This is a genomic window from Micromonospora sp. HK10 (genome assembly GCF_000982955.1).
Classification (GTDB): Bacteria; Actinomycetota; Actinomycetes; order Mycobacteriales; family Micromonosporaceae; genus Micromonospora.
Genome location: NZ_KQ058685.1, coordinates 1 through 9,387, shown reverse-complemented (window position 1 = coordinate 9,387; position 9,387 = coordinate 1). Strand labels below are relative to the sequence as shown.

The 9,387-nt window shown below is 74.5% G+C and carries 10 protein-coding genes; 5 read left to right on the top strand and 5 right to left on the bottom strand.

All coding sequences use genetic code 11. The features are described from left to right. Positions 1 to 308: hypothetical protein (locus LQ51_RS33240; RefSeq protein ID WP_231605311.1), on the top strand; the 308-nt coding region annotated here is incomplete at its 5' end. A gap of 265 nt (positions 309 to 573) precedes the next feature. On the opposite strand, the gene glpK is transcribed toward LQ51_RS33240, so the two are convergent. Next, on the bottom strand, positions 574 to 2,061 hold the full coding sequence (gene glpK, locus LQ51_RS03820) for a glycerol kinase GlpK (RefSeq protein WP_046563240.1): 1,488 nt from the start codon (positions 2,059 to 2,061) through the stop codon (positions 574 to 576). A 64-nt stretch (positions 2,062 to 2,125) separates the two neighbouring features. Between glpK and LQ51_RS03815 the strand changes: the two genes are divergently transcribed. After that, the gene (locus tag LQ51_RS03815; RefSeq protein ID WP_046563239.1) at positions 2,126 to 3,064 is read left to right on the top strand and encodes a ribose-phosphate diphosphokinase; all 939 of its coding nucleotides are present in this window, start codon (positions 2,126 to 2,128) and stop codon (positions 3,062 to 3,064) included. A 14-nt stretch (positions 3,065 to 3,078) separates the two neighbouring features. On the opposite strand, the gene LQ51_RS03810 is transcribed toward LQ51_RS03815, so the two are convergent. Next, positions 3,079 to 3,546, bottom strand: coding sequence for an ATP-binding protein (locus tag LQ51_RS03810; protein WP_046563238.1), 468 nt, complete (start codon positions 3,544 to 3,546; stop codon positions 3,079 to 3,081). A gap of 115 nt (positions 3,547 to 3,661) precedes the next feature. Between LQ51_RS03810 and macS the strand changes: the two genes are divergently transcribed. Then, complete coding sequence (gene macS, locus LQ51_RS03805; protein ID WP_046563241.1) at positions 3,662 to 4,786, top strand: MacS family sensor histidine kinase; 1,125 nt, start codon at positions 3,662 to 3,664, stop codon at positions 4,784 to 4,786. Positions 4,787 to 4,797: 11 nt separating this feature from the next. Continuing rightward, the gene (locus LQ51_RS03800) at positions 4,798 to 5,430 is read left to right on the top strand and encodes a response regulator (RefSeq protein WP_197087517.1); all 633 of its coding nucleotides are present in this window, start codon (positions 4,798 to 4,800) and stop codon (positions 5,428 to 5,430) included. Positions 5,431 to 5,434: 4 nt separating this feature from the next. Here the strand turns inward: LQ51_RS03800 and LQ51_RS03795 are convergent, their stop codons facing one another. From LQ51_RS03795 to LQ51_RS03785, 3 genes are all read right to left on the bottom strand, one after another. After that, positions 5,435 to 6,007, bottom strand: coding sequence for a DUF5709 domain-containing protein (locus tag LQ51_RS03795; protein WP_046563236.1), 573 nt, complete (start codon positions 6,005 to 6,007; stop codon positions 5,435 to 5,437). Positions 6,008 to 6,087: 80 nt separating this feature from the next. Continuing rightward, the gene (locus LQ51_RS03790) at positions 6,088 to 6,816 is read right to left on the bottom strand and encodes an ATP-binding protein (RefSeq protein WP_231605301.1); all 729 of its coding nucleotides are present in this window, start codon (positions 6,814 to 6,816) and stop codon (positions 6,088 to 6,090) included. A gap of 58 nt (positions 6,817 to 6,874) precedes the next feature. Continuing rightward, on the bottom strand, positions 6,875 to 7,873 hold the full coding sequence (locus tag LQ51_RS03785) for an SDR family oxidoreductase (protein ID WP_046563234.1): 999 nt from the start codon (positions 7,871 to 7,873) through the stop codon (positions 6,875 to 6,877). Between the two features lie 232 nt (positions 7,874 to 8,105). Between LQ51_RS03785 and LQ51_RS03780 the strand changes: the two genes are divergently transcribed. Then, a complete protein-coding gene (locus tag LQ51_RS03780; RefSeq protein ID WP_046563233.1) occupies positions 8,106 to 9,344 on the top strand; it encodes a glycosyltransferase in 1,239 nt (412 codons plus the stop codon). The last annotated feature ends 43 nt before the right edge of the window (positions 9,345 to 9,387 follow it).

The following is a 9,387-nucleotide window of genomic DNA, read 5'->3' as shown; positions in this document are numbered from 1 at the left end:
GCCGGCTGGCCGCGATGGCCGTGCCGAAGTACCGGCCCGACTGCGCGGCCGCCGCACCCAGCGTGCTCGCCGCGGCGTTCGCCGAGGGCATCACCATCACGGCGCCCGTCGCCGCCATGGCGGCGACGGTGCCGCCGATCAGCAGTCGGAACCTTAACGAGCGGCTCCGGGGGGAGTCAGCGGAGCGGGCAGGGGAACTGGTTGCCACGGTGGCCTCCTTTCTCGGGTCTGGGTCCCGGACGCCGAGCACCACACCCGCGCCGGCCGCAGCCGCCGCGCGTGCGTATCGGGATCGGTGGATCGCGTGACCTGGACCGGCGAACGACAGGTTTCAATGCCACGCCATGCTGGCACGGCAACACCCCGGAAACAATGGGTTCCGGAAAACTTCCGGCAAGCTCTACTCGGCAAGAAGTGCCGCATTGGGCCGCGCTGCCACCGCCACCAGCGGTTTTGCTGGCAGCATCGACGTCGAAATGGAGCAGAGACGACCGGAGGTGGGGGATCCGCCGCCACGCTGGAGCGGCGCGAGCGACTGAAACTTCCGGGATCCGCTCGGTCTGAACGCCGGGCCTAGTCGTCCACCCAGTCGAGGGTGCGCTGCACGGCCTTGCGCCAGTTGCGCAGCTCCCGGTCGCGGTGCGCCGGGTCCATGGCGGGCTCCCACCGGGCGTCCGCGCGCCACTGCTCGCGCAGGGTGGCCAGGTCCGGCCAGAAGCCCACCGCGAGGCCCGCGGCGTACGCGGCGCCCAGGCAGGTGGTCTCGGTGATCCGGGAGCGGACCACCGGCACGTCGAGCACGTCGGCGAGGAACTGCATGAGCAGCGCGTTGCCGGTCATCCCGCCGTCCACCCGCAACCGCCGCAACGCCACGTCGGAGTCGGCGTCCATCGCGTCGACCACCTCGCGGGTCTGCCAGGCGGTCGCCTCGAGCACCGCCCGGGCCAGGTGCCCCTTGGTGATGTAGCCGGTCAGCCCGGCGATCACCCCCCGGGCGTCGCTGCGCCAGTGTGGGGCGAACAGCCCGGAGAACGCCGGCACCACGTAGCAGCCGCCGTTGTCGTCGACGGTGCGGGCCAACTCCTCGACCTGCGCGGCGGTCGAGATGAGACCGAGGTTGTCCCGGAGCCACTGGACCAGCGAGCCGGTGACCGCGATGGCGCCCTCCAGCGCGTACACCGCGGGCTGGCCGTCGATCCGGTACGCGACCGTGGTGAGCAGGCCGTGCCGGGACGGGACCGCGCTGGCGCCGGTGTTGAGCAGCAGGAAACTGCCGGTGCCGTAGGTGCACTTGGCCTCGCCGGGCTGAAAGCAGGTCTGCCCGAAGAGGGCGGCCTGCTGGTCGCCGAGCGCGCTGGCCACCGGCACCCCGGCGAGCAGCTCGTCGGCGGTGCCGTAGACCTCGCTGGAGGAGCGGATCTCCGGCAGCATGGCCGCCGGCACCCGCAGCGCGTCGAGCAGCTCCGGATCCCAGTCCAGGGTTTCCAGGCCCATCAGCATGGTGCGGCTGGCGTTGGTCACGTCGGTGACGTGCCGGCCGGTCAGCTTCCAGATCAGCCAGCTGTCCATGGTGCCGAAGAGGACCTCGCCCCGCTCGGCGCGCTCGCGCAGCCCCTCCACGTGGTCCAGCAGCCAGCGCAGCTTCGGCCCGGCGAAGTAGGTGGCCAGGGTGAGGCCGGTGCGGGCCCGCAGCCGCTCCTCGCCGTACGTCTCGGCCAGCTCGCGCAGCACCGGGCCGGTGCGGGTGTCCTGCCAGACGATGGCCGGGGCCACCGGGCGGCCGGTGGCCCGGTCCCAGACCACGGTGGTCTCCCGCTGGTTGGTGATGCCGACCGCGGCCAGCCCGTCCGGCCCGGTGCCGGCGGCGGCGAGCGCCTCCGTCACCACCTGCCGCACGTTGGTCCAGATCTCCTCGGCGTCGTGCTCGACCCAGCCGGGCCGGGGAAAGATCTGCCGGTGCTCGCGCTGGGCCACGGAGACGATCGCTCCGGACCGGTCGAACACGATGCACCGGGAGGAGGTGGTGCCCTGATCGATGGCGGCGACGAAGTCTCCGGTCACCGCAGCACCGTACCCGGCGGAAGCGTCGCGCGCCTCCCCCGGTCGCCCCGTACGATCATCAGGCGTGCGTGACATTGCCGTGTTCAGCGGGACCGCCCACCCCGACCTCGCCGCCGAGATCTGTGCCCACCTGGGCGTCCCGCTGCACCCGGTGCGGGTGTCCCGGTTCGCCAACGACTGCCTCGAGGTGCAGTTGCAGGCCAACTGCCGGGAGCGCGACGTCTTCCTGATCCAGCCGCTGGTGCCGCCGGTGCAGGAGCACCTGGTCGAGCTGCTGCTCATGATCGATGCCGCCCGGGGCGCGTCGGCCGGCCGGATCACCGTGGTGCTGCCGCACTACGCGTACGCCCGGTCGGACAAGAAGGACGCGCCGCGCATCTCCATCGGCGGGCGGCTGGTGGCCGACCTGCTCACCTCGGCCGGCGCGGACCGGGTGCTCGCGATGACCCTGCACTCGCCGCAGGTACACGGCTTCTTCAGCGTCCCGGTGGACCACCTGCACGCGCTGCGCGAACTGGCCGCCCACTTCACCCGCTACGACCTGGCCAACGCCGTGGTGGTCTCGCCGGACCTGGGCAACGCGAAGGAGGCCGCCGCGTTCGCCCGGATGCTCGGCACGCCGGTGGCGGTCGGGGCGAAGCAGCGGTTCCCGGACGACCGCGTGAAGATCAGCACGGTGATCGGCGACGTGGCCGACCGGGATGTGATCGTGCTCGACGACGAGATCGCCAAGGGCAGCACGGTGATCGAGCTGATGGCCCACCTGCGCGAGCGGAAGGTCCGCTCGATTCGGCTGGTCTGCACCCACGGCCTCTTCTCCGACGGCGCGCTGGAGCGGCTGAGCACCCAGGAGGGCGTGTTGGAGATCGTCTGCACCAATACGGTGCCGATCCCGGCCGAGAAGCGGGTACCGGAGCTGACGGTGCTGTCGGTGGCGCCGGCGCTGGCCGAGGCGATGCGCCGGATCCACAACGGCGAGTCGGTGAGCGCGCTCTTCGCCTGAGACCGCGCGGGCGGTCAGCTCTCGGCGGGCTCGGCGACCTGCTGCCGGGTGGCCAGCGTGGCGCTGATCCGCACGATCGTGCCGGCCTGGCCGGTCTGCACGGCCATGGTGTCGCTCAGCTCCCGGGCCAACCAGAGCCCCCAGCCGCCGGCGGCGCCCGGCGCGGGCCGGTCGCGGTCGTTGAGCCGCCGCGCGCTGATCCCCTGGCCGTGGTCGGCGACCTCGCAGACCAGTTGGCCGTCCTGCTGCCACAACCGCAGCCGGCCCTGGCCGCCGCCGTGCCGCACGGCGTTGGTGATCAGCTCGTTGACCGCCAGCACGAAGTCGTCGAGCCGCTGGCCGGTCAGCCCGGCGCCGCGCGCGCAGGAGGTGACCGAGTGGCGTAGCTCGGTCACCCGCCTCTGGTCGAAGGCTTCGGCGATGAGGGGGGAAGGTTCGATGGGCACAACCGTACGCGGTTCGGGGGGTTCTGCATTCGTCATGGCCCCGTCCCGGCGGTTGATCTCGACGATTTTCGCGGCATTTCCACCGTACGTCAGGGTTTCCCGAGCCGCACCCGCCACCCCGCCCCACGTCGGTTATGGGATGGTGGCGCGCATGCCGTCGTCCCCGGGTGGTCTGGAGGTCCCGCTCTGGCGGTCGATCGCGGTGTTCCGGTTCGCCTCGCTGGCGTACGTGGGGCTGCTGGTCCTGCGCGACGCGGACCGGTACGCGCACCCGCTCGCCGCCGGCGGCGTACTCCTGGTCATGCTCGCCTGGAGCACGGCGACGGCGGCCGGCTACGCGCGCCCGGCGGGGCGGCGCTGGCCGCTGCTCCTGGCCGACCTCGGCGTGGTCATGGCGATCATGCTGGCCAACCCCTGGGTGGTGGGCCGCGCGGCGCTCGCCGCCGGGGTGCCCACGCTGACCGTGGCCTGGCAGGCCGGGCCGGTGCTGGCCTGGGCGGTCTCCGGCGGGCGGCGGCGCGGAGCCGTCGCCGCCCTGGTGCTCGGCGGGGTCGACCTGGTCGCCCGGGAGCGGGTCAGCCAGTCCTCGCTCACCGGAGTGATCCTGATGCTGCTGGCCGGGGTGGTGGTCGGGCACGTCGCCCGGCTCGCGGTGACCGCCGAGCAGCGGCTGCAACGGGCGGTGGAACTGGAGGCGGCCAGCCGCGAGCGGGAGCGGCTGGCCCGGGACATCCACGACTCGGTGCTCCAGGTGCTGGCGCTGGTGCAGCGGCGCGGCGCCGAACTGGACGGCGAGGCGGGCGAACTGGCCCGGCTCGCCGGTGAGCAGGAGGCGGCACTGCGGGCGCTGATCGGCCGGGCGGGCGCCGGCCCCGCCGAGGAGGGCGACGACCGGGACCTGCGCGACCTGCTCGACCGGTACGCCTCGGCGACCGTCGAGGTGGCCGCGCCGGCCACGCCGGTGCGGCTGCCCGCCCGGGTGGCCGGCGAGTTGGCCGCGGCCGTGGGGGCGGCGCTGGACAACGTGGCCCGGCACGCCGCCGGGCGGGCCTGGGTGCTGATCGAGGACGAGGGGGAGACGGTGACCGTCTCGGTACGCGACGAGGGGCCGGGCATCCCGGCGGGACGGCTGGCCGAGGCCGTCGCGCAGGGCCGGCTCGGGGTGGCCCAGTCGATCCAGGGCCGGGTGGCCGACCTGGGCGGGCAGGTGCGGATCGTGTCCGCCCCGGGCGCCGGTACGGAGATCGAGTTGAGCGTGCCGAGGGGGGACCGGTGAGCATCCGGGTGATGGTGGTCGACGACCACCCGATGTGGCGCGAGGGCGTGGCCCGCGACCTGACCGAGGCCGGCTACCTGGTGGTGGCGACCAGCGGGGAGGGCCGGCAGGCGGTCCGGGTCGCCCCGGCGGCCCGCCCCGACGTGGTCGTGCTCGACCTGCAACTGCCGGACGTCTCCGGGGTCGAGGTGATCCGTGGGTTGCGCGCCGCGCTGCCGCGGGTGCGGGTGCTGATGCTCTCGGCCAGCGGCGAGCCGCAGAGCGTGCTGGACGCGGTGAAGGCCGGCGCCACCGGCTACCTGGTCAAGTCGGCGGCGCCGGCCGAGTTCCTGGACGCGGTGGGCCGGACCGCGGCCGGCGAGCCGGTCTTCACACCGGGGCTCGCCGGGCTGGTGCTGGGGGAGTACCGCCGGCTGGCGGCCGGGCCGGCCACCGCGCACGACGCGGCACCCCGGCTCACCGAACGGGAGACCGAGGTGCTGCGACTGGTGGCCAAGGGACTGTCGTACAAGCAGATCGCCGAGCGGCTCGGGCTCTCCCACCGCACCGTGCAGAACCACGTCCAGAACACGCTCGGCAAGCTCCACCTGCACAACCGGGTCGAGTTGACCCGGTACGCCATCGAGCGGGGCCTGGACGGCTGACCGGTCAGCTCGCCTCGGGCGGGCGGGTCTCGTGGATGGCCAGCTCCTCCGCGGTCGCCCCGCCGCCGGCCGCACCCGCGTCGTACGCGACGTTGTCGGTCTCCTGATCGGTGTGGGCGCCCTCGTCCGGCTCGACCAGCCGGCCCACCTGATGGTCGGCGACCGCGCCGAGTTGGCCGTGGTCGTAGAGGGAGACCGGCGAGTGCGGGTCCGAGGTCGGGCCCGGGTCGATCACGTCCGCGTCGAGCTGGGCCTGCGCGGCGGCCTCCTCGCTGTCCGCCTCGGCGGCGATGTCCGGGTCGACCGCGCCGGCGAGCGGGTCGTCGGCGGGCCGCTCGTACTGCTCGCGATGGAGCTTGTAGTCCAGTGACTCCCCGTCGAGCTGCTCCTCGGCGGTGGTGCCGAACTGGTCGACGGCCACCGGGGTCCGGTCGCCGGGCAGCTGGGCCGGCTCCGGGCCGTCCGCCTCGCGTCCGGTCAAGACGTCGTCGTTGGCCGTGGAGTCGTCGTCGGCGGTGTCGGGCAGGCCCTCCGCCTCGGGGTCGGACACGGGGGTGGGGTACTCGTCGTCGCGCATGACCGGGAACTACCCACTGCGCTCGCCGGATTAACCGCGACCGGCGGGGTGGATCGGGAGAAAGAGGGTCAAACCCGGCCTCAGTTCCGGAACGCCGCCTCGTCCTCGGCGTGCAGCACGCACCAGACCACCTTCCCGTCCGGCAGCGGAGTGCTGCCCCAGGACCGCGAGACCGTGTCGATGAGCAGCAGCCCGCGACCTCCGGTCGAGGTCAGCGGCGCCAGCCCGGCGTACGCGGGCGGCCGCGACGAGTGGTCGCGGACGGCGAGGTGGAGCGCGCCGTCGCGGGGGGCGACCCGCAGCGTCATCGACGACCGGGCGTGGGCGACCCCGTTGTTGACCATCTCGGTCACCGCGATGCACGCCGGCTCGGCCAGCTCCGGCATCCGCCACCGGGCGCAGCCGTCGGTGACCAGCGCCCGGGCCTCCCGGGCCGCCGCCACCACCGGCGGCAGGTCGGCGGTGAGCACCGCGGCCGGCGGCGCGGCGACCAACGCGGCCTGCGCGGCGTCCAGCGTCGGGAAGACCGGGACGTCGCCCGCCGGCGCGCCCGCCGGGTCCAGCACCAGCAGGCCGGCCGCCGGCCAACCCGCCACCGCCCGGTGGACGTCGTCGACGACCGTGCGAGCCCGCGGCGCGGCGATCCGCACCCCGGTCAGATCGACGATCGCCGGGCCCGGCCGCTGCCAGAGCCGGGCCAGCAGCGCGCCCCGGACGGCCTCCGCCCCGGGCAGGTCGAGCACCCCGGTCAGCCGGACCACGGCGGAAGACGCATCCGTCTCCACCAGGCATCGCACGTCCGTCGGCATGATCGTCCCATTGTGCATGCCCGCGGCGGCACGCGCACCCGGCCGGCTCACCCGTTCCTCACCGATCCGCCCTGGCCCGCCGGTTCATCGCGGCCATCGTGCCCACCGCGGTGCCCGCCGCGGCCAACCCGAACGCGGCCGTCATCCGCACCAGCTGGCGGCGTCGGCCGTGCCAGCCACCGGTCTGCTCGCCCGCCGCGTCCGGCCGGAACACGTTGCCGGAACTGTCCAGCCGCACCCCGGGACCGAACTGGGTGCGCGCGGTGTACCAGCCGAGCACCCGCTCGGCCAGCGCCGGGGCGAGCCGCCATTGGAGTCCGAGCAGCCGCGCCGCGCCGCCCGCGTACGCCTCCCGGCGCGGCCGGCGCAGCAGCCGGACGATCGTCTCGGCGACCACCTCCGGCGGGTAGACCGGCGGCGGCGGGACCAGCTCCTGCCCGGTGTGGTTGGCGGCGTGCCGAAAGAACGGGGTGTCGATGGTGGCCGGCAGCACCGTACAGATGGAGATGTGGCCGCGCCCGGTGACCCGCAGCTCCTGGCGGATCGTGTCGGACAGCCCGCGGATGCCGTGCTTGGCCGCGTTGTACGCCGACTGGTAGGGCATCGCGGCCTCGGCCAGCACCGAGGCGTTGTTGACCACCACGCCGCCGCCGGCCGCGTCCAGCCACGGCAGCGCCGCCTTCGTCCCGTGCACCGTGCCGAGCAGGTTCACCGTCAGCACCCGGCGGAACTCCGCCACCGGGATCTCGTCGAAGAGCCCGACCACGCCCACCGCCGCGTTGTTGATCCACGCGTCGATCCGGCCGAACTCCGCCGCCGCCCGCGCCGCCAGCTCTCGCACCGCCTCGGCGTCGGTCACGTCGGTGGGCACCACCAACGCCCGGCCGCCCAGCTCCCGGCAGTGTGCGGCGACCCGGCGCAGCGCGTCCTCGGAGCGGGCCGCGAGCACGACGTCGGCACTCCGGCGGGCCAGCGCGTACGCGGTCGCCGCGCCGATCCCGCTGGAAGCCCCCGTGATCACCACCGTCGCGTCGTCCAGAGTGCGGGTGAGAGGCATTCCTGGCCGGTACCCCCGGCACGGCCGGGTCATGCCGTCGGAGCAACGCGGATCACGGTTACCGCGCGGCCGTACGGGGCAGGTGTCACCAAGACGGCGGAACGTCCGGGTGACCAGCCCGGCCGGCCCGTCGGACCGGTCCCGATCTGCCAGGTTTCGGCGCAACGGGGCCGGGTTAATGGGACCCTCTGACCGGAGGACCACCGCTCGCGAGAACGCATGGAGGTGCACCATGCGCGTCGGCCTTGTGTGCGCGCACGCCGGCCCGTCCACCATCGGCACCCACCAGCACGTCGAGCGGGTGGCGGCCGAACTCGCCGCACGGGGCCACGACGTCCGGGTGTACGAGCGCCGCGACGAGCCGGACCAGCCCGAAGTCGCCGAGGTCGGCGGCTACCGGCTGGAGCGGGTGCCGATCGGCCCGGCCAGCCCGCTGCCCACCGCCGAACTGGTCCCGTACGTCACCGACCTCGGCGGCTGGCTGGCCCGGCAGTGGTCCGGCGCCTGGGCGCCGGAGGTGGTGCACGGTCACTACTGGGTGGGCGGGCTGGCCGCCGCCCACGCCGTCCGCGAGACCGACATCCCGGTCGTGCAGACCTTCCACTCCCTCGGCGTCGAGCAGCTGCGCCACCTCGGGTCGCGCTACGACGGCCCGGGCGAGCGGATCCCGCTGGAACGGGCGCTGATCCGGGCCGTGGACATCGCCGTCGCCCAGTGCAACGACGAGGTCGACGAGCTGACCCGGATGGGGTTGCAGCGCACCTCCGTGGCCATGGTGCCCACCGGCGTGGACACCGAGCAGTTCCACCCCGACGGCGAGGCCGCCCCGCGCGACCAGCGCGCCCGCATCCTCTCCGTCGGCGGGCTCGCGCCCGGACACGGACAGGAGGACCTGATCCGCGCCATGCGGCTGGTCGGCGACGCCGAACTGGTCATCGCCGGCGGCCCGCCCGCCGAACAGCTCGCCGACCACGCCGAGGCCCGCCGGCTGCGCGAGCTGGCCGAGCACACCGGGGTAGGGGAGCAGGTCAAGCTCGTCGGCGCGGTGCCGCACGACCAACTGGCCACCTGGTACCGCTCCGCCGACGTGGTCGCCTGCACCCCGCACTACGCCTCCGCCGGCCGGGTGTCGCTGGAGGCGATGGCCTGCGGCGTGCCCGTGGTCGGCTACGCGATGGGTGGCATCGCCGACGCGGTCGTCGACGAGGTGACCGGCAAGCTGATCCCGCCCGGCGACGTCCGGACCCTCGGGGTCACCCTGCGCCGGCTGCTCGCCGACAACGCCGGCCGGTTCGCGTACGGGCACGCGGCGGTCGACCGGGTCCGGTGCAGCTACACCTGGGAGCGGACGGCCGGGGCGCTGGAACGCCTCTACGAGCGGGTGATCGGCCGGCGCCGGCCAGCCGAGGCGGCGACGCCGGCCCCGACCGTCGAGGTGGTCGCCGAGCGCGGGCCGGTCGAGGCGGTCTGACGCCGGCTCGCCGCCGTGGCCGGGCCGGTGGAGGCGGCCGGTC

Excerpts from the sequence above, each read along its gene's own strand:
- LQ51_RS03795 (WP_046563236.1), bottom strand. The coding sequence starts at position 6,007 with ATGCGCGACGACGAGTACCCCACCCCCGTGTCCGACCCCGAGGCGGAG.
- macS (WP_046563241.1), top strand. The coding sequence starts at position 3,662 with ATGCCGTCGTCCCCGGGTGGTCTGGAGGTCCCGCTCTGGCGGTCGATC.
- LQ51_RS03785 (WP_046563234.1), bottom strand. The coding sequence starts at position 7,873 with ATGCCTCTCACCCGCACTCTGGACGACGCGACGGTGGTGATCACGGGG.
- LQ51_RS03810 (WP_046563238.1), bottom strand. The coding sequence starts at position 3,546 with ATGACGAATGCAGAACCCCCCGAACCGCGTACGGTTGTGCCCATCGAA.
- LQ51_RS03780 (WP_046563233.1), top strand. The coding sequence starts at position 8,106 with ATGCGCGTCGGCCTTGTGTGCGCGCACGCCGGCCCGTCCACCATCGGC.
- LQ51_RS03790 (WP_231605301.1), bottom strand. The coding sequence starts at position 6,816 with ATGCCGACGGACGTGCGATGCCTGGTGGAGACGGATGCGTCTTCCGCC.
- LQ51_RS03800 (WP_197087517.1), top strand. The coding sequence starts at position 4,798 with ATGGTGGTCGACGACCACCCGATGTGGCGCGAGGGCGTGGCCCGCGAC.